Annotated in this window: 15 protein-coding genes, 5 tRNA genes and 3 rRNA genes (1 of these 23 only partly in view); all 23 read left to right on the top strand. The window is 40.7% G+C overall.

Annotated features, from left to right (window positions below):
- Positions 1-120: 120 nt before the first annotated feature.
- Positions 121-1551, top strand: a complete 1431-nt coding sequence (gene tilS / locus A6J74_RS16650; RefSeq protein WP_000655435.1) for a tRNA lysidine(34) synthetase TilS — start codon at positions 121-123, stop codon at positions 1549-1551.
- Complete coding sequence (hpt, locus tag A6J74_RS16645) at positions 1548-2090, top strand: hypoxanthine phosphoribosyltransferase (protein WP_000981842.1); 543 nt, start codon at positions 1548-1550, stop codon at positions 2088-2090. Before tilS ends, hpt begins: the two co-directional genes overlap by 4 nt.
- Positions 2091-2175: 85 nt before the next feature.
- Positions 2176-4077, top strand: a complete 1902-nt coding sequence (gene ftsH, locus A6J74_RS16640; protein WP_001079666.1) for an ATP-dependent zinc metalloprotease FtsH — start codon at positions 2176-2178, stop codon at positions 4075-4077.
- A gap of 223 nt (positions 4078-4300) precedes the next feature.
- Entirely contained in the window at positions 4301-5089 is a 789-nt protein-coding gene (locus A6J74_RS16635) for a type III pantothenate kinase (RefSeq protein WP_000578374.1), read from the top strand.
- Between the two features lie 6 nt (positions 5090-5095).
- A complete protein-coding gene (gene hslO / locus A6J74_RS16630) occupies positions 5096-5971 on the top strand; it encodes a redox-regulated molecular chaperone HslO (protein WP_000656374.1) in 876 nt (291 codons plus the stop codon).
- 117 nt (positions 5972-6088) lie between these two features.
- Complete coding sequence (cysK, locus tag A6J74_RS16625; protein ID WP_001261721.1) at positions 6089-7012, top strand: cysteine synthase A; 924 nt, start codon at positions 6089-6091, stop codon at positions 7010-7012.
- 222 nt (positions 7013-7234) lie between these two features.
- On the top strand, positions 7235-8632 hold the full coding sequence (gene pabB / locus A6J74_RS16620) for an aminodeoxychorismate synthase component I (RefSeq protein ID WP_001189707.1): 1398 nt from the start codon (positions 7235-7237) through the stop codon (positions 8630-8632).
- Between the two features lie 5 nt (positions 8633-8637).
- Positions 8638-9225, top strand: coding sequence for an aminodeoxychorismate/anthranilate synthase component II (gene pabA / locus A6J74_RS16615; protein ID WP_000602280.1), 588 nt, complete (start codon positions 8638-8640; stop codon positions 9223-9225).
- On the top strand, positions 9219-10091 hold the full coding sequence (pabC, locus tag A6J74_RS16610; protein ID WP_000909853.1) for an aminodeoxychorismate lyase: 873 nt from the start codon (positions 9219-9221) through the stop codon (positions 10089-10091). Before pabA ends, pabC begins: the two co-directional genes overlap by 7 nt.
- On the top strand, positions 10066-10926 hold the full coding sequence (gene folP, locus A6J74_RS16605; RefSeq protein WP_002104269.1) for a dihydropteroate synthase: 861 nt from the start codon (positions 10066-10068) through the stop codon (positions 10924-10926). Before pabC ends, folP begins: the two co-directional genes overlap by 26 nt.
- Positions 10927-11289 carry a dihydroneopterin aldolase gene (folB, locus tag A6J74_RS16600; RefSeq protein WP_000358065.1) on the top strand — a complete coding sequence of 121 codons (363 nt, stop codon included), beginning with the start codon at positions 10927-10929 and terminating at the stop codon, positions 11287-11289.
- Positions 11286-11801, top strand: coding sequence for a 2-amino-4-hydroxy-6-hydroxymethyldihydropteridine diphosphokinase (gene folK / locus A6J74_RS16595; protein WP_001059455.1), 516 nt, complete (start codon positions 11286-11288; stop codon positions 11799-11801). The genes folB and folK overlap by 4 nt, the downstream gene beginning before the upstream one ends.
- A complete protein-coding gene (locus A6J74_RS16590; RefSeq protein WP_000387027.1) occupies positions 11753-11956 on the top strand; it encodes a helix-turn-helix domain-containing protein in 204 nt (67 codons plus the stop codon). Before folK ends, A6J74_RS16590 begins: the two co-directional genes overlap by 49 nt.
- A gap of 23 nt (positions 11957-11979) precedes the next feature.
- Positions 11980-12978 carry a tRNA dihydrouridine synthase DusB gene (gene dusB, locus A6J74_RS16585; protein WP_000912241.1) on the top strand — a complete coding sequence of 333 codons (999 nt, stop codon included), beginning with the start codon at positions 11980-11982 and terminating at the stop codon, positions 12976-12978.
- A 160-nt stretch (positions 12979-13138) separates the two neighbouring features.
- Positions 13139-14638: a lysine--tRNA ligase gene (lysS, locus tag A6J74_RS16580; RefSeq protein ID WP_000369685.1), complete on the top strand. Its 1500-nt coding sequence runs from the start codon at positions 13139-13141 to the stop codon at positions 14636-14638.
- 379 nt (positions 14639-15017) lie between these two features.
- Positions 15018-16569, top strand: a 16S ribosomal RNA gene (locus tag A6J74_RS16570).
- Between the two features lie 145 nt (positions 16570-16714).
- Positions 16715-19636: ribosomal RNA gene (locus A6J74_RS16565) — 23S ribosomal RNA — on the top strand.
- A gap of 101 nt (positions 19637-19737) precedes the next feature.
- A 5S ribosomal RNA gene (gene rrf / locus A6J74_RS16560) occupies positions 19738-19853 on the top strand.
- Together the 16S, 23S and 5S rRNA genes with 5 tRNA genes alongside form the textbook arrangement of a ribosomal RNA operon.
- A gap of 4 nt (positions 19854-19857) precedes the next feature.
- Positions 19858-19933, top strand: a tRNA-Val gene (locus A6J74_RS16555).
- Between the two features lie 4 nt (positions 19934-19937).
- A tRNA-Thr gene (locus A6J74_RS16550) sits at positions 19938-20013 on the top strand.
- Between the two features lie 14 nt (positions 20014-20027).
- A tRNA-Lys gene (locus A6J74_RS16545) sits at positions 20028-20103 on the top strand.
- Positions 20104-20118: 15 nt separating this feature from the next.
- Positions 20119-20199, top strand: a tRNA-Leu gene (locus A6J74_RS16540).
- 30 nt (positions 20200-20229) lie between these two features.
- A tRNA-Gly gene (locus tag A6J74_RS16535) sits at positions 20230-20252 on the top strand; it runs 52 nt beyond the window's last position.

Raw genomic sequence — 20252 nt, 5'->3', positions numbered from 1 at the left:
TGTAAGATAAAAATGTAATTTTTGTATATCTTTTTTTTGCACAATGTTTGTAAAAGTTGTACCATTATAGACAAGGTAACTAACGTTGCTGTTCTTGTTTAATGAAAGGTGATTACGAAGTTGAAAGATACATTTGTTGAAAAGGTAGATGACTTTGTAAAGCAGCATGATGTATTAAAGGAATGTTCAACAATTGTTGTAGGAGTTTCGGGTGGCCCTGACTCTTTAGCTCTTCTATATTATTTGTTAGAAAAAAGGGCAGAAAAACAGTTGGAAATTGTAGTAGCGCATGTGGATCATATGTTTAGAGGCGATGAATCTCATGAGGATCTACAGTTTGTGCAGGATCTTTGCAAAGGACTGGGAGTTACTTGCGAAACGATAAGGGTTAACGTGTCGCAATATCAACAGCAATACGGAATGAATGCGCAGGTTGCTGCTAGAGAATGCAGATATGCATTTTTGGAAAGAATAATGAAGAAATATGATGCGAGATATGTAGCTCTTGGGCATCATGGAGATGATCAAGTAGAAACGATTTTAATGCGCCTTGTACGAGGGAGTACTCCGAAAGGGTATGCAGGAATTGCAGTGAAGCGTCCTTTTCATAATGGATATTTAATTAGGCCTTTACTTGGAGTAACGAAGGAAGAAATTGTTAATTACTGTAATGAGATAAATTTAATTCCCCGTATAGATCCGAGTAATAAAAAGGAAGTATATACAAGGAATCGATTACGTAAATATGTCCTTCCTCATTTGAAAGAAGAAAATCCACAAGTGCATGAGAAATTTCAAAAATTTAGCGTGCAGATGCAAGAGGATGAGGCTTATTTGCAGGAATTAGCTTTTGAGAAAATGAATAAAGTAATTACAAAAAAAAGTGATAAACAAATTAGCTTATCGATTCCTGCCTTTGAATCCATGTCTATGCCTTTACAAAGAAGAGGGATTCAACTAATATTAAACTATCTTTATGAATATAAGATTCCATCTTCTCTTTCCTCTATACATATTGACAAAGTGATTGAGTTTTTTAAGCGGACACAACCTTCGGGTTCACTTGATTTCCCAGGTGATTTAAAAATTGTTCGCACATACGAGGAGTGTAGCTTTGGATTTAAACAAGAAATTGTTTCTCCTTTTTCGCAAGATTTATCAGTACCCGGGACAATTACGCTATCGAACGGGGATGAACTTGTAATAGAGGTGAGCGAAGATATACCAAGTAACATGAATGAAACAGTATTTGTTGCTAAGTATAATGATATATCATATCCACTTCGTATTCGTTCTAGGGAAAATGGAGATCGCATGTCAATACAAGGTATGAATGGCACAAAAAAGATAAAAACTATTTTTATCGAAGCAAAAATACCAAGAGAAAAAAGAGAAGCATGGCCGGTCGTTTGTGATGCAAGTGGGAATATTATTTGGATACCCTTGTTGAAGCGATCTGCATTTGCTGTTTCGAAAGAGATGGCAAAGAAGGATAAATATATGATTATTCACTACAAAAGCAAGGAGTCTTCCGGGAGGATAATGAAATGATGAATCAAGATATCGAAAAAGTATTAATTTCTGAAGAACAAATACAAGAAAAGGTGCGCGAATTAGGTGCAATTATTGCAGAGGATTATAAAAACACAGTACCTCTTGCAATTGGTGTATTAAAAGGCGCAATGCCATTCATGGCAGATTTATTAAAGAGAACAGATACATATCTTGAAATGGATTTTATGGCTGTATCTAGTTACGGTCACTCTACTGTTTCAACAGGCGAAGTGAAAATTTTAAAAGATCTTGATACTTCTGTAGAAGGTCGCGATATTTTAATCGTTGAGGATATTATTGATAGCGGTCTTACGCTAAGTTACTTAGTGGACCTATTTAAATATCGTAAAGCGAAGTCTGTAAAAATTGTTACGTTATTAGACAAACCAACAGGTCGCAAGGTAGATTTGAAAGCGGATTATGTTGGATTTACTGTCCCACATGAGTTTGTTGTAGGATATGGATTAGATTATAAAGAGCAGTACCGTAATCTTCCTTATGTAGGAGTATTAAAACCAAGCGTTTACTCAAATTAATTAAATACAGGCGTTACAATTGTATAGGAAAGTTTTTCTATGTTACGATTTACAATAGTGTTTATGCCGTGAGAGGAGGTTAGGAATGAATCGTATCTTCCGTAATACCATCTTTTATTTACTGATATTCCTAGTAGTAATTGGAATCGTGAGCTATTTTAATGGTTCAACGCAAAAAACGACATCAGTTAGCTACGATAAATTCATTACTAAACTAGAAAAAGGTGAAGTGCGCAATGTGCAACTTCAACCGAAAAATGGTGTGTTTGAGGTAAAAGGACAATTTAATACTTCTAGCCAAGGAGAACAATTTGTTACTTATGCACCAAATACTGAGGAATTACAAAAGAAAATTAATGATAAAGCGCAAGGTGCTGAAGTTAAGTATCAACCAGCAGAAGAAACAAGTGCTTGGGTAACCTTCTTTACTTCTATCATTCCGTTTGTCATTATCTTCATTTTATTCTTCTTCTTATTAAACCAAGCTCAAGGCGGCGGTAGCCGTGTTATGAACTTCGGGAAAAGTAAGGCGAAGTTATATAATGACGAAAAGAAAAAAGTTCGTTTCAGAGATGTTGCTGGAGCGGATGAAGAGAAACAAGAGCTTGTTGAGGTAGTTGAATTCTTGAAAGATCCTCGTAAGTTTGCTGAAGTTGGTGCCCGTATTCCTAAGGGTGTTCTGTTAGTGGGACCTCCAGGTACAGGTAAAACTTTATTAGCACGTGCTGTTGCAGGTGAAGCTGGCGTTCCGTTCTTCTCTATCAGTGGTTCTGACTTCGTAGAGATGTTTGTCGGTGTCGGTGCATCCCGTGTACGTGATTTATTCGAAAATGCAAAGAAAAATGCTCCTTGTATCATTTTCATTGATGAAATTGATGCAGTAGGACGTCAACGTGGCGCAGGTCTTGGTGGTGGCCATGATGAGCGTGAGCAAACGCTGAACCAATTACTTGTTGAAATGGATGGATTCGGTGCAAACGAAGGTATTATTATCATCGCTGCAACAAACCGTCCCGATATTCTTGATCCAGCATTATTACGTCCAGGTCGTTTTGACCGTCAAATTACAGTAGATCGTCCAGATGTAAATGGTCGTGAAGCTGTACTTAAAGTACATGCTCGTAATAAACCGCTTGATGATCATATTAACTTAAGAGCAATTGCAACTCGTACACCAGGGTTCTCTGGTGCCGATCTTGAAAACTTATTAAACGAAGCTGCTTTAGTAGCTGCGCGTCAAGATAAGAAGAAAATTGATATGAGTGACATTGATGAAGCGACGGATCGTGTTATTGCAGGTCCAGCTAAGAAAAGTCGTGTTATCTCTGAAAAAGAACGTAATATCGTTGCATTCCATGAAGCTGGCCATACTGTAATTGGTGTTGTCCTTGATGAAGCAGATATCGTTCATAAAGTAACAATTGTCCCTCGTGGTCAAGCTGGTGGATATGCAGTAATGCTTCCGAAAGAAGATCGTTACTTCATGACAAAACCAGAGTTACTTGATAAAATCACTGGTTTACTTGGTGGTCGAGTAGCTGAAGAGATTGTGTTTGGTGAAGCAAGCACAGGTGCTCACAACGACTTCCAACGTGCGACTGGTATTGCAAGACGTATGGTTACGGAGTTCGGTATGAGTGATAAGCTTGGACCGATGCAATTCGGTAGCTCGCAAGGTGGTCAAGTGTTCTTAGGAAGAGACTTCCATTCAGAACAAAACTACAGTGATGCAATTGCACATGAAATCGATGTGGAAATGCAAACGATTATAAAAGAATGTTATGCCCGCGCGAAACAAATTCTTACTGAAAAACGTGATAAGCTAGATATTATTGCGAAAACGTTACTTGAAGTAGAAACGTTAGATGCAGAGCAAATTAATCATTTATATGATTACGGCAGATTGCCAGAGCGCCCAACATCTTCAGATGATGTAAAAGTAAACATCAATATGAAGAAGGACGATGAAGACGTAGAAGATAAGTAAGAGATAAAGGAGTGACAATTGTCACTCCTTTTTTATTTGTAGAAAAATACTAAGTCGGAAAAATTTTTAATAAAATTAGTATTAAAAATTGAAATAGAGAGTAATCTTTTTGTAAAATGATGAGGATAGAAAAGCTGATTATATAAGTATGTGTGATATGATGTTTTTATAAGTTTTATACATACTACATAAATATAGATTAAATAAGATAAGTGGTGAGAATATGATTTTTGTATTGGATGTAGGGAACACAAATGCTGTACTAGGCGTATTTCAAGATGGGGAACTTCGTCAGCATTGGCGTATGGAAACAGATCGTCACAAGACGGAAGATGAATATGGAATGCTTGTAAAGCAGTTACTTGAGCATGAGGGTCTTTCATTTGAAGATGTGAAAGGTATTATTGTGTCTTCAGTTGTACCACCAATTATGTTTGCTTTAGAGCGCATGTGTGAAAAGTATTTTAAAATTAAACCGCTTGTAGTAGGGCCCGGGATAAAAACAGGGCTAAATATTAAATATGAAAATCCGCGTGAAGTAGGCGCAGACCGAATTGTAAATGCAGTAGCGGGAATCCATTTATATGGAAGTCCGCTTATTATTGTCGATTTCGGTACGGCTACCACATATTGTTATATTAACGAAGAGAAGCATTACATGGGTGGAGTTATTACACCGGGAATTATGATTTCAGCGGAAGCCTTATATAGTAGAGCGGCAAAACTTCCTCGTATTGAAATTACAAAACCAAGTAGTGTTATTGGGAAGAATACAGTAAGTGCGATGCAATCTGGTATTCTTTACGGATATGTTGGACAAGTGGAAGGTATTGTTAAGCGTATGAAAGAGGAAGCTAAACAGGAACCAAAAGTTATTGCAACAGGTGGATTAGCGAAATTAATTTCAGAAGAATCAAATGTAATTGATATCGTAGATCCGTTTTTAACGTTAAAAGGTTTGTATATGTTATATGAACGTAATGCAAATTTACAGTATGAGAAAGGTGAATAAATAAGTATGAAAGATTATTTAGTAAAAGCTTTAGCATTTGATGGAGAAGTACGTGCGTATAGTGTGCGTACAACAAATACAGTAAGTGAAGCGCAAAGACGTCACGACACGTGGAGAACTGCTTCAGCAGCGCTTGGCCGTTCTTTAACTGCGGGTACAATGATGGGTGCGATGTTAAAAGGTAATCAAAAGTTAACAATTAAGGTAGAGGGTAACGGTCCGATTGGTCCAATCTTAGTGGATGCTCATGCAAATGGGGATGTACGTGGTTATGTAACGAATCCGCATGTTGATTTTGAAGGAACAGAACAAGGAAAACTACGTGTATATCAAGCGGTGGGAACAGAAGGATTTGTAACTGTAATTAAAGATATTGGTATGCGCGAGCCGTTTATTGGTCAATCTCCAATTGTTTCAGGTGAATTAGGAGAAGACTTCACGTACTATTTTGCAGTTTCTGAACAGACGCCTTCTTCTGTTGGTGTTGGTGTTCTTGTAAATGGAGATGACAGCGTATTAGCGGCGGGTGGATTTATCCTTCAAATTATGCCGGGCGCACAGGAAGAAACAATTGCATTCATTGAAGATCGTTTGCAAAAAATCCCTCCTGTATCAACATTGATCGAACAAGGTCTTTCTCCAGAAGAGCTACTATATGCAGTTCTTGGGGAAGATAAAGTAAAGGTATTAGAAACTATGGATGTTCAATTTAATTGCACTTGCTCACGTGAACGTATTGAGAGTGTGTTAATTAGTTTAGGTAAAACAGAATTAGAGCAAATTCGTGAAGAAGAAGAAGAGACGGAAGTGCACTGTCATTTCTGTAATGAACGATATAAATTCTCTAAAGAAGATATTACAAGCATAATTGTGAACTTGTAATAAGGAAGTTTGGGTGGAGAATTGTTCGCTCGGATAGATTGACAAACAGGGAATTTTCTGACAAAATCTAAATATAGATAAAACCAATAAAAATACTCGGTGTTAGGAGTGACAGGAATGCGAGTGGCACAATCAGTTTCAGAATTAATCGGGAAAACGCCGATCGTTAAGTTGAACCGCATCGTAGAATCAGACAGCGCAGATGTATACTTAAAATTAGAATTTATGAATCCTGGGAGCAGTGTTAAAGATCGTATTGCATTAGCTATGATTGAAGATGCTGAAAAGAAAGGATTATTAAAAGAAGGCGATACAATCATTGAGCCAACAAGTGGTAACACAGGAATTGGTTTAGCGATGGTAGCGGCCGCTAAAGGATATAAGGCGATTTTAGTAATGCCAGAAACAATGAGTATTGAGCGTCGTAATTTATTACGTGCTTACGGTGCTGAATTAGTATTGACTCCAGGTCCTGAAGGAATGGGTGGGGCAATTCGTAAAGCGACTGAATTAGCGAAAGAGCATGGCTACTTTATACCGCAACAGTTCCAAAATCAATCAAATCCAGAAATTCATCGTTTAACAACAGGTCCAGAAATTGTTGAACAAATGGGTGATCAATTAGATGCGTTTATTGCAGGTATTGGTACAGGTGGAACAATTACTGGTGCTGGTGAAGTGCTGAAGGAAGCGTATAAAGATATTAAAATTTATGCAGTAGAACCTGCGGACTCACCAGTATTATCTGGTGGGAAGCCGGGTCCACATAAAATCCAAGGAATTGGGGCGGGATTCATCCCAGAGACATTGGATGTAAAGGTATATGATGAAATTATTCAAGTAAAAACAGAGCAAGCGTTTGAATATGCGAGAAGAGTGGCTAAAGAGGAAGGTATTTTAGTTGGTATCTCTTCAGGAGCAGTTATTTATGCAGCGACAGAAGTTGCGAAAAAATTAGGTAAAGGGAAAAAAGTACTTGTTATTATTCCAAGTAACGGTGAACGTTATTTAAGTACACCACTTTATCAATTTGAATCATAATTGAATGTGATTGAAAAGCATCCTTGAAAAAGGATGCTTTTTTCTTTTTGGATTGGAAATAGGAAAAGAGTGATTGACTAGAAAACTTCATGTAAAATAAGAGGTAGTATAATTAATTTATTTTCACTAACCTTCGAGTATAATCATTTTCTATATAAAGAGCTTATGTAGTTTGAGGTGGTTAATCTAAGAGGGTGGGATAAAAGAAGACGGGGTGTTGATATGCAACGAAGAAAATCTTTAGCGCTTTCTATTCCATATCAGTTAGATTTCTTTAAGCAATATAAATTTCTTTCTCAGGATAAGCCGCAACATATTTTGCTAGAAAGCGGACGTGGCGGTCGTTATAACATAGTGGGGTTAAACCCAGTAGCGGTAATCCAAGGGAAGGGTGAAACGTTACATATAAGCGAAAGTGGTAAGGAAACAATAAAGCGAGGGAATCCATTAGATTTAATGCAAGAATATATGGAAAAATGGAAAACAGACTACAATCCAGAGTACCCGCCGTTTCAAGGTGGTGCGATTGGCTACTTTAGTTATGATTGTATCCGTTATATCGAAAAACTCCCTTCTCTTGCAGAGGATGATCTGAATATACCCGATATATTCTTTTTATTATTTGACGATGTGTTCGTCTATGATCAAGAAGAAAAAGTATTGTGGATTATTACACATTATGTAGATAAGCATGCAGAGGCGGAAGAACGATTACATGAATGGAAGAATCTTTGGGCGGCAGAAGTGCCTGAAGTGACTATGCCGTTTGAACGTCCTGAAAAGAAAAATGAAGCGGTTGCTTTTACAGAAGAAGGCTTTATGAAGGCTGTTGAACGTATTCAAGAATATATTGGAAATGGTGATGTGTTTCAAGTAAACTTGTCGACAAGGCAAGAAAGAACTTTACAAACGCATCCGCTAGAAATTTATACAAGTCTTCGTAAAATTAATCCATCTCCATATATGGGATACTTGGAGCTTGGGGATTTTCAAATTGTTAGTGCTTCGCCTGAATTGCTAATTAAAAAACAAGGGCAAGAAGTAAGTACAAGACCAATTGCTGGTACAAGATCCCGCGGTGCGAATGAACAAGAGGATGAAGAATTAGCGAGGGAATTAATTGAGAACGAAAAGGAACGAGCGGAGCATGTAATGCTTGTAGATTTAGAACGAAATGATTTAGGGCGCGTTTGTAAATATGGCACTGTAGAAGTAGATGAATTTATGGTAATTGAAAAGTACTCACATGTTATGCATATCGTTTCTAATGTGCGTGGTGAGGTGGAAGAAGATAAGGATGCTTTCGATTTAGTGAAAGCTGTATTCCCTGGTGGAACAATTACTGGTGCCCCGAAAATACGTACGATGGAAATTATTGAAGAATTAGAACCTGTTCGCCGAGGGATTTATACAGGTTCAATTGGTTGGATTGGTTATTCTGGAGATACGGAATTGAATATTGTAATTAGAACGCTTCTTGCTAAAGATGGGCAAGCGCATGTGCAAGCAGGAGCGGGAATTGTAATTGATTCAAATCCGAAAAATGAATATAAAGAGTCGTTAAAAAAGGCAATTGCTTTATGGCGTGCAAAAGAAAGTAGCGAAGAAACGGTTAGGTGAGAGAAATGATATTAATGATTGATAATTATGATTCTTTTACATTTAATTTAGTGCAATTTCTTGGAGAACTTGGACAAGAGCTTGTTATTAAGCGTAATGATGAAGTGACTATTGCAGATATTGAGAATATGAAACCAGATTTCTTAATGATTTCACCAGGTCCATGTAGTCCGAATGAAGCGGGAATTAGTATGGAAGCTATTAAATACTTTGCAGGAAAGCTTCCGATTTTTGGAGTTTGTCTTGGGCATCAATCTATTGCGCAAGTCTTTGGTGGAGAAGTTGTTCGAGCAGAGCGATTAATGCATGGGAAAACGTCGCCTATGCATCATGATGGAAAGACGATTTTCTCGGACATTCCTAATCCATTTACTGCAACGCGTTATCATTCCCTTATTGTTAAGAAAGAGACGTTACCTGATTGCTTAGAGGTAACATCTTGGACAGAGGAAGGGGAAATTATGGCGCTTCGTCATACAACATTACCGATTGAAGGTGTGCAGTTCCATCCGGAATCTATTATGACTTCTCATGGGAAAGAATTATTACAGAATTTCATTCGCAAATATAGTCCAAGCGTGGCATCGTGTTAATTTACGTAAATGGTGAATATGTAGAAGCGAATGAAGCGAAAATTTCTCCTTATGACCATGGTTATTTATACGGACTTGGAGTTTTTGAGACGTTTCGTATTTATAATGGTCATCCTTTCTTGTTGGATGATCATTATAAACGTTTAATAGATGCGCTAGATACATTGCAAATCAAATGGACAATGACAAAAGATGATGTAATGCTTATTTTGAAAAATCTCCTCGTTAAGAATGAATTGGAGCATGCATATGTTCGTTTCAATGTATCGGCGGGTGTAGATGAAATAGGATTGCAAACCGAAATGTATGAAGAGCCGTCGGTTATTGTTTTTATAAAACCTTTACCAGCCCCAGGGGATATAGTGGAAAAAGAAGGGGTTGTTTTAAAACAAGTGCGAAATACACCAGAGGGTGCGTTTCGCTTGAAGTCCCATCATTATTTAAATAACATTTTAGGGAAACGCGAAATTGGAAATGTTGTGGATAAGGAAGGTATTTTTCTTACTGAAGCAGGTTATGTTGCAGAGGGTATTGTTTCGAATCTCTTTTTTGTGAAAGACAATGTTTTGTATACGCCTTCGCTAAAAACAGGGATTTTAAATGGTATCACTCGTGCATTTATTATAAAGGTTGCAGAGGAGCTTCGTATAGAAATAAAGGAAGGTTTCTTTACGAAAGATGAATTGCTTTCAGCAGATGAAGCTTTTGTAACGAATTCCATTCAAGAAATTGTTCCGCTTTATCATATAGAGGGACGAGATTTCCCGGGTAAAGTCGGAATGATTACAAAAAGGTTTATGCATCTTTATGAAATGCAGAGAGAGAAATTGTGGAGTAGAAATGAATTGCGAAGAGGAGATGTGTAATTTGAAGTGGGATTATGATTTGCGCTGCGGCGAATATACATTGAATTTAAATGAAAAGACATTAATTATGGGGATTTTAAATGTAACGCCAGATTCATTTTCTGATGGTGGGAGTTACAACGAAGTGGATGCTGCGGTGCGCCATGCGAAAGAAATGAAAGATGAAGGTGCTCATATTATTGATATTGGTGGTGAATCTACTCGCCCGGGTTTCGCTAAAGTTTCGGTGGAAGAAGAAATTAAACGAGTTGTTCCGATGATCCAAACGGTTTCGAAGGAAGTGGAATTGCCTATTTCTATCGATACGTATAAAGCAGAAGTTGCGAAACAAGCAATTGAAGCTGGTGCTCACATTATTAATGATATTTGGGGGGCGAAGGCGGAACCGAAAATTGCTGAAGTTGCAGCTCATTATGATGTACCTATCATCTTAATGCATAACCGTGACAATATGAGTTATCGTAATTTAATGGCGGATATGATTGCTGATTTGTATGACAGTATTAAAATTGCTAAAGCTGCTGGTGTACGAGATGAGAATATTATTTTAGACCCAGGTATTGGTTTTGCTAAGACGCCTGAACAAAATTTGGAAGCGATGCGTAATTTAGAACAGTTAAATGTACTAGGTTATCCAGTTCTTTTAGGCACTTCAAGAAAGTCCTTTATTGGACATGTACTAGATTTACCGGTAGAGGAACGTCTTGAGGGAACTGGAGCTACCGTTTGTCTCGGTATTGAAAAGGGCTGTGAATTTGTTCGTGTTCATGATGTGAAAGAAATGGCGCGTATGGCTAAAATGATGGATGCGATGATTGGTAAGGGGGTAAAGTAATTGGATAAAATTTATATCCATGATATGGAGTTTTACGGTTATCATGGTGTATTCCCAGAGGAAAATAAATTAGGTCAGAGGTTTAAAGTTGATTTAACGGTAGAATTGGATTTGAAACGTGCAGGAGAAAGTGATGACTTAGAGCATTCTGTCAATTATGGAGAGCTTTTTGAATTGTGTAGGAAAGTTGTCGAAGATAGAACGTATAAGCTTGTAGAGAGCATCGCTGAAAATATCGCTACAAATATATTGAAACAATATGAGAGTATTTCACGATGTACAATTAAGGTAATTAAACCAGATCCGCCGATACCGGGGCATTATCGCGCTGTAGCGGTAGAAATTACGAGAGAACGTTCATGAATAATATAGCGTACATTGCATTAGGTTCGAATATTGGAGAGCGTTATACGTATTTAACTGAAGCGATTCAGTTTTTAAATAAAAGTCCGTATATCCAAGTTGATGATGTTTCATCAGTGTATGAAACTGATCCAGTTGGCTATACTGACCAAAGTTGCTTTTTAAATTTAGTTATAAAAATTTCTACCAATTTATCACCACAAGAATTATTGAAAGTAACGCAAAAAGTAGAGAATGACCTAGGAAGAAAAAGGGAAATTAGATGGGGTCCGAGAACCATCGACCTTGACATCTTACTCTATAATCAAGAAAATATTGAAGCAGAGAATCTTATTGTTCCGCATCCGCGGATGTTCGAAAGAGCTTTTGTTATCGTTCCGTTGTTAGAAATTAATCAAGATATAAAACAAGACATTTCACGTTCACAAGTAGAAGAAATGAAAAGGCGAGAGGGAGTAACGGTATGGAAGCAGAAAAATGGGGAAGACGCATTCGTGCTTTTCGAAAGCTGAAAGGCTATACACAAGAAGGTTTTGCTAAAGAATTAGGGGTATCTGTATCTGTTTTAGGTGAAGTTGAGAGAGGGAATCGATCGCCTTCCCAAGATTTTGTAGTAGAAGTTGCTAAAGCATTAAAGGTCTCGATAGATGAACTAATGCCAAAGTAATTATGAAGGAAGGAGTAAATCCAGTGTTAAAGATTGCAAATATTGAGATGAAAAATCCGGTTGTACTAGCACCGATGGCGGGAGTGTGTAACTCTGCATTCCGTTTAACAGTAAAAGAATTTGGTGCAGGCTTAGTTTGTGCTGAAATGGTAAGTGATAAGGCGATATTACTTAATAATAAGAGAACGTTAGATATGTTATATATCGACGAGAGAGAAAAGCCATTAAGTTTACAAATTTTTGGTGGAGAGAAAGAAACGCTTGTAGATGCTGCGAAATATGTAGATAAATATACGACAGCAGACATTATTGATATTAATATGGGTTGTCCAGTACCAAAAATCACTAAGTGTGATGCAGGAGCAAAATGGCTTTTAGATCCAAATAAAATATATGAAATGGTAGCGGCAGTTGTAGATGCTGTTGAAAAGCCAGTTACAGTTAAAATGCGTATAGGTTGGGATGAAGAACATATTTTCGCAATAGAAAATGCTAGAGCTGTTGAGCGTGCTGGTGGACAGGCAGTGGCAGTTCATGGACGTACACGAGTGCAAATGTATGAAGGAAAAGCAGATTGGGATATTATTAAACAAGTAAAGCAAGCTGTGAATATCCCGGTTATTGGAAATGGTGATGTTGAAACACCGCAAGATGCGAAGCGTATGCTTGATGAAATTGGTGTAGATGGTGTTATGATTGGCCGTGCTGCTCTTGGGGATCCGTGGATGATTTATCGTACGGTAAAGTATTTAGAGACGGGTGAATTAATGCCGGAACCAACAGTGCGCGAGAAAATTGATGTATGTATGTTGCATCTAGATCGTCTTATCGATTTAAAGAATGAAAATGTTGCTGTAAGAGAGATGAGAAAGCATGCGGCTTGGTATTTAAAAGGTGTTCGTGGTAATGCGAGTGTGCGTAATGGCATCAATACTTGCAACACACGTCAAGACCTTGCGAATGTATTAGGTGCATTTGTAGAAGAAGTAGAAGCGAAACAACAAACAATTTATGTTGGTTAATAAGGGAATGTAGAAGATTGACATTCTTCTACACACTTCCTATAATTACGTGAAAGAAAGAAGAACTGCCAGTTAGTTGCTGGCAGTTTTTCTAGTTGAGTAGAAAATGCTATACTGTATATATTGTAAAAATTAATAGAGCTGGAGTGATATCAATATCATGGATAACATGAACCACGAAGAATTAAACGACCAATTGCTTGTTCGTCGTGAAAAGCTACATAATTTACGTGAGCAAGGAATCGATCCGTTTGGTAAACGATTTGAACGCACAAATTCAACAACGGACTTAGTAAGTCTATATGGAGAATTCTCTAAAGAAGAATTAGAAGAGAAAGAAATCACTGTTTCTATCGCTGGTCGTATTATGACAAAACGCGGTAAAGGAAAAGCTGGATTCGCGCACATTCAAGATTTACACGGACAAGTTCAAATTTACGTTCGTAAAGATACTGTTGGAGATGAAGAGTACGAATTATTTACGACAGCAGATTTAGGTGACTTAGTAGGTATTGAAGGTAAAGTGTTCAAAACGAACGTTGGAGAACTTTCAGTAAAAGCAACAGGATTTACACTTTTAACGAAATCCCTTCGTCCATTACCGGATAAATACCATGGATTAAAAGATGTTGAACAACGTTACCGTCAACGTTACTTAGACTTAATTACAAGTATGGAAAGTCGTGAAACATTTGTTACTCGTAGTAAAATCATTCGTGAGATGAGAAGATATTTAGATGACAACGGTTATCTTGAAGTAGAAACGCCTATGATGCACGCGATTGCAGGTGGAGCATCTGCTCGTCCTTTCACAACGCACCATAATGCGTTAGATATGGAATTATATATGCGTATCGCAATTGAACTTCATTTAAAACGTCTTATTGTGGGTGGATTAGAAAAAGTTTATGAGATCGGCCGTGTATTCCGTAATGAGGGTGTATCAACTCGTCATAACCCTGAGTTTACGATGATTGAATTATATGAAGCATATGCTGATTATAATGATATTATGAAACTAACAGAAAATATGGTTGCTCATATTGCGAAAAAAGTATTGGGTACAACAACAATCCAATATGGTGATTATGAAATTAATCTAGAACCAGAATGGACACGTCTTCATATGGTAGATGCAATTAAGCAACACTCTGGAGCAGATTTCTGGAATCCAATGAGTGTAGAAGAAGCGCGTGAACTTGCAAAAGAACATAATGTAGAAATTAAGGATACAATGGAAGTTGGTCATATTATTAATGAGTTCTTCGAACAAAAAGTAGAAGATAAATTAATCCAACCGACATTTATTTATGGTCATCCGGTAGAAATTTCGCCACTTGCGAAAAAGAATGACGAAGATCCACGATTCACAGATCGTTTCGAGTTATTTATCGTTGCACGTGAACATGCGAATGCATTCACTGAGTTAAATGATCCAATCGATCAAAAAGAACGTTTTGAAGCTCAATTAAAAGAGCGCGAGCAAGGTAATGATGAAGCTCACATGATGGATGATGATTATATCGAAGCTCTTGAGTACGGTATGCCTCCTACGGGCGGATTAGGAATCGGTATTGATCGTTTAGTTATGTTATTAACAAATGCACCATCTATTCGCGATGTACTATTATTCCCTGCTATGCGTCATAAGCAAGACTAAGCTTTGGAGATTTCTCCAAAGCTTTTTTTATTTTACTATGAGTGATTTGAAGGAAGTGGGTTTTGATAGGGATCGTTTAGAAATTATATTTATATAGAAGAAACATGCTATTTTTATGCTTTTTTACTAAGTTAAAAATTTTATTAGAAAAACTATTGCATTTTAATAAGCGAACTGGTATATTTATATTCGTTGCCATGAGAGGTAACAAAAGAAACAAACGAAAAACAACTTATTTAAAAAAAGTTGTTGACGAAAATATGACAAAATGTTATATTGATAAAGTCGCTTCTGAGCGACGAAGTAGTTCTTTGAAAACTGAACGAAACAAACAACGTGAAACGTCAATTTTTATTTTTAGATGCTAGACAAACTAACTTTATTGGAGAGTTTGATCCTGGCTCAGGATGAACGCTGGCGGCGTGCCTAATACATGCAAGTCGAGCGAATGGATTAAGAGCTTGCTCTTATGAAGTTAGCGGCGGACGGGTGAGTAACACGTGGGTAACCTGCCCATAAGACTGGGATAACTCCGGGAAACCGGGGCTAATACCGGATAATATTTTGAACTGCATGGTTCGAAATTGAAAGGCGGCTTCGGCTGTCACTTATGGATGGACCCGCGTCGCATTAGCTAGTTGGTGAGGTAACGGCTCACCAAGGCAACGATGCGTAGCCGACCTGAGAGGGTGATCGGCCACACTGGGACTGAGACACGGCCCAGACTCCTACGGGAGGCAGCAGTAGGGAATCTTCCGCAATGGACGAAAGTCTGACGGAGCAACGCCGCGTGAGTGATGAAGGCTTTCGGGTCGTAAAACTCTGTTGTTAGGGAAGAACAAGTGCTAGTTGAATAAGCTGGCACCTTGACGGTACCTAACCAGAAAGCCACGGCTAACTACGTGCCAGCAGCCGCGGTAATACGTAGGTGGCAAGCGTTATCCGGAATTATTGGGCGTAAAGCGCGCGCAGGTGGTTTCTTAAGTCTGATGTGAAAGCCCACGGCTCAACCGTGGAGGGTCATTGGAAACTGGGAGACTTGAGTGCAGAAGAGGAAAGTGGAATTCCATGTGTAGCGGTGAAATGCGTAGAGATATGGAGGAACACCAGTGGCGAAGGCGACTTTCTGGTCTGTAACTGACACTGAGGCGCGAAAGCGTGGGGAGCAAACAGGATTAGATACCCTGGTAGTCCACGCCGTAAACGATGAGTGCTAAGTGTTAGAGGGTTTCCGCTCTTTAGTGCTGAAGTTAACGCATTAAGCACTCCGCCTGGGGAGTACGGCCGCAAGGCTGAAACTCAAAGGAATTGACGGGGGCCCGCACAAGCGGTGGAGCATGTGGTTTAATTCGAAGCAACGCGAAGAACCTTACCAGGTCTTGACATCCTCTGAAAACCCTAGAGATAGGGCTTCTCCTTCGGGAGCAGAGTGACAGGTGGTGCATGGTTGTCGTCAGCTCGTGTCGTGAGATGTTGGGTTAAGTCCCGCAACGAGCGCAACCCTTGATCTTAGTTGCCATCATTAAGTTGGGCACTCTAAGGTGACTGCCGGTGACAAACCGGAGGAAGGTGGGGATGACGTCAAATCATCATGCCCCTTATGACCTGGGCTACACACGTGCTACAATGGACGGTACAAAGAGCTGCAAGACCGCGAGGTGGAGCTAATCTCATAAAACCGTTCTCAGTTCGGATTGTAGGCTGCAACTCGCCTACATGAAGCTGGAATCGCTAGTAATCGCGGATCAGCATGCCGCGGTGAATACGTTCCCGGGCCTTGTACACACCGCCCGTCACACCACGAGAGTTTGTAACACCCGAAGTCGGTGGGGTAACCTTTTTGGAGCCAGCCGCCTAAGGTGGGACAGATGATTGGGGTGAAGTCGTAACAAGGTAGCCGTATCGGAAGGTGCGGCTGGATCACCTCCTTTCTATGGAGAATTGATGAACGCTGTTCATCAATATAAGTTTCCGTGTTTCGTTTTGTTCAGTTTTGAGAGAACTATCTCTCATATATAAATGTATGTTCTTTGAAAACTAGATAACAGTGTAGCTCATATTTTTTAATTTTAGTTTGGTTAAGTTAGAAAGGGCGCACGGTGGATGCCTTGACACTAGGAGTCGATGAAGGACGGGACTAACGCCGATATGCTTCGGGGAGCTGTAAGTAAGCTTTGATCCGAAGATTTCCGAATGGGGAAACCCACTATACGTAATGGTATGGTATCCTTACCTGAATACATAGGGTATGGAAGACAGACCCAGGGAACTGAAACATCTAAGTACCTGGAGGAAGAGAAAGCAAATGCGATTTCCTGAGTAGCGGCGAGCGAAACGGAATCTAGCCCAAACCAAGAGGCTTGCCTCTTGGGGTTGTAGGACATTCTATACGGAGTTACAAAGGAACGAGGTAGACGAAGCGACCTGGAAAGGTCCGTCGTAGAGGGTAACAACCCCGTAGTCGAAACTTCGTTCTCTCTTGAATGTATCCTGAGTACGGCGGAACACGTGAAATTCCGTCGGAATCTGGGAGGACCATCTCCCAAGGCTAAATACTCCCTAGTGATCGATAGTGAACCAGTACCGTGAGGGAAAGGTGAAAAGCACCCCGGAAGGGGAGTGAAAGAGATCCTGAAACCGTGTGCCTACAAATAGTCAGAGCCCGTTAATGGGTGATGGCGTGCCTTTTGTAGAATGAACCGGCGAGTTACGATCCCGTGCGAGGTTAAGTTGAAGAGACGGAGCCGCAGCGAAAGCGAGTCTGAATAGGGCGTTTAGTACGTGGTCGTAGACCCGAAACCAGGTGATCTACCCATGTCCAGGGTGAAGTTCAGGTAACACTGAATGGAGGCCCGAACCCACGCACGTTGAAAAGTGCGGGGATGAGGTGTGGGTAGCGGAGAAATTCCAATCGAACCTGGAGATAGCTGGTTCTCCCCGAAATAGCTTTAGGGCTAGCCTTAAGTGTAAGAGTCTTGGAGGTAGAGCACTGATTGAACTAGGGGTCCTCATCGGATTACCGAATTCAGTCAAACTCCGAATGCCAATGACTTATCCTTAGGAGTCAGACTGCGAGTGATAAGATCCGTAGTCAAGAGGGAAACAGCCCAGATCGCCAGCTAAGGTCCCAAAGTGTGTATTAAGTGGAAAAGGATGTGGAGTTGCTTAGACAACTAGGATGTTGGCTTAGAAGCAGCCACCATTTAAAGAGTGCGTAATAGCTCACTAGTCGAGTGACTCTGCGCCGAAAATGTACCGGGGCTAAATACACCACCGAAGCTGCGAATTGATACCAATGGTATCAGTGGTAGGGGAGCGTTCTAAGTGCAGTGAAGTCAGACCGGAAGGACTGGTGGAGCGCTTAGAAGTGAGAATGCCGGTATGAGTAGCGAAAGACGGGTGAGAATCCCGTCCACCGAATGCCTAAGGTTTCCTGAGGAAGGCTCGTCCGCTCAGGGTTAGTCAGGACCTAAGCCGAGGCCGACAGGCGTAGGCGATGGACAACAGGTTGATATTCCTGTACCACCTCTTTATCGTTTGAGCAATGGAGGGACGCAGAAGGATAGAAGAAGCGTGCGATTGGTTGTGCACGTCCAAGCAGTTAGGCTGATAAGTAGGCAAATCCGCTTATCATGAAGGCTGAGCTGTGATGGGGAAGCTCCTTATGGAGCGAAGTCTTTGATTCCCCGCTGCCAAGAAAAGCTTCTAGCGAGATAAAAGGTGCCTGTACCGCAAACCGACACAGGTAGGCGAGGAGAGAATCCTAAGGTGTGCGAGAGAACTCTGGTTAAGGAACTCGGCAAAATGACCCCGTAACTTCGGGAGAAGGGGTGCTTTCTTAACGGAAAGCCGCAGTGAATAGGCCCAAGCGACTGTTTAGCAAAAACACAGGTCTCTGCGAAGCCGTAAGGCGAAGTATAGGGGCTGACACCTGCCCGGTGCTGGAAGGTTAAGGAGAGGGGTTAGCGTAAGCGAAGCTCTGAACTGAAGCCCCAGTAAACGGCGGCCGTAACTATAACGGTCCTAAGGTAGCGAAATTCCTTGTCGGGTAAGTTCCGACCCGCACGAAAGGTGTAACGATTTGGGCACTGTCTCAACCAGAGACTCGGTGAAATTATAGTACCTGTGAAGATGCAGGTTACCCGCGACAGGACGGAAAGACCCCGTGGAGCTTTACTGTAGCCTGATATTGAATTTTGGTACAGTTTGTACAGGATAGGCGGGAGCCATTGAAACCGGAGCGCTAGCTTCGGTGGAGGCGCTGGTGGGATACCGCCCTGACTGTATTGAAATTCTAACCTACGGGTCTTATCGACCCGGGAGACAGTGTCAGGTGGGCAGTTTGACTGGGGCGGTCGCCTCCTAAAGTGTAACGGAGGCGCCCAAAGGTTCCCTCAGAATGGTTGGAAATCATTCGTAGAGTGCAAAGGCATAAGGGAGCTTGACTGCGAGACCTACAAGTCGAGCAGGGACGAAAGTCGGGCTTAGTGATCCGGTGGTTCCGCATGGAAGGGCCATCGCTCAACGGATAAAAGCTACCCCGGGGATAACAGGCTTATCTCCCCCAAGAGTCCACATCGACGGGGAGGTTTGGCACCTCGATGTCGGCTCATCGCATCCTGGGGCTGTAGTCGGTCCCAAGGGTTGGGCTGTTCGCCCATTAAAGCGGTACGCGAGCTGGGTTCAGAACGTCGTGAGACAGTTCGGTCCCTATCCGTCGTGGGCGTAGGAAATTTGAGAGGAGCTGTCCTTAGTACGAGAGGACCGGGATGGACGCACCGCTGGTGTACCAGTTGTTCTGCCAAGGGCATAGCTGGGTAGCTATGTGCGGAAGGGATAAGTGCTGAAAGCATCTAAGCATGAAGCCCCCCTCAAGATGAGATTTCCCATAGCGTAAGCTAGTAAGATCCCTGAAAGATGATCAGGTTGATAGGTTCGAGGTGGAAGCATGGTGACATGTGGAGCTGACGAATACTAATAGATCGAGGACTTAACCATATAATATGAAGCAATGTTATCTAGTTTTGAAAGAATATAAAAAACTTGTTGACTTTAAAAGTTAAATAAGTTACAATAATTCTTGTCTTAAATGAATACAGTCTGGTAATGATGGCAGAGAGGTCACACCCGTTCCCATACCGAACACGGAAGTTAAGCTCTCTAGCGCCGATGGTAGTTGGGACCTTGTCCCTGTGAGAGTAGGACGTTGCCAGGCAAATGGAGGATTAGCTCAGCTGGGAGAGCACCTGCCTTACAAGCAGGGGGTCGGCGGTTCGATCCCGTCATCCTCCACCATTTAGCCGACTTAGCTCAATTGGTAGAGCAACTGACTTGTAATCAGTAGGTTGGGGGTTCAAGTCCTCTAGTCGGCACCAGTTTTTAATTGTACGAGCCATTAGCTCAGTTGGTAGAGCATCTGACTTTTAATCAGAGGGTCGAAGGTTCGAATCCTTCATGGCTCACCATTTTTAATAAAATATGCGGGTGTGGCGGAATTGGCAGACGCACTAGACTTAGGATCTAGCGCCTTTGGCGTGGGGGTTCGACTCCCTTCACCCGCACTTTTAATAAAATATCTCATAACATGTCTTGCGGAAGTAGTTCAGTGGTAGAA

Source organism: Bacillus sp. FDAARGOS_235, assembly GCF_002073415.2.
Classification (GTDB): Bacteria; Bacillota; Bacilli; order Bacillales; family Bacillaceae_G; genus Bacillus_A; species Bacillus_A toyonensis.
This window is presented reverse-complemented; position numbering and strand designations above follow the sequence as displayed.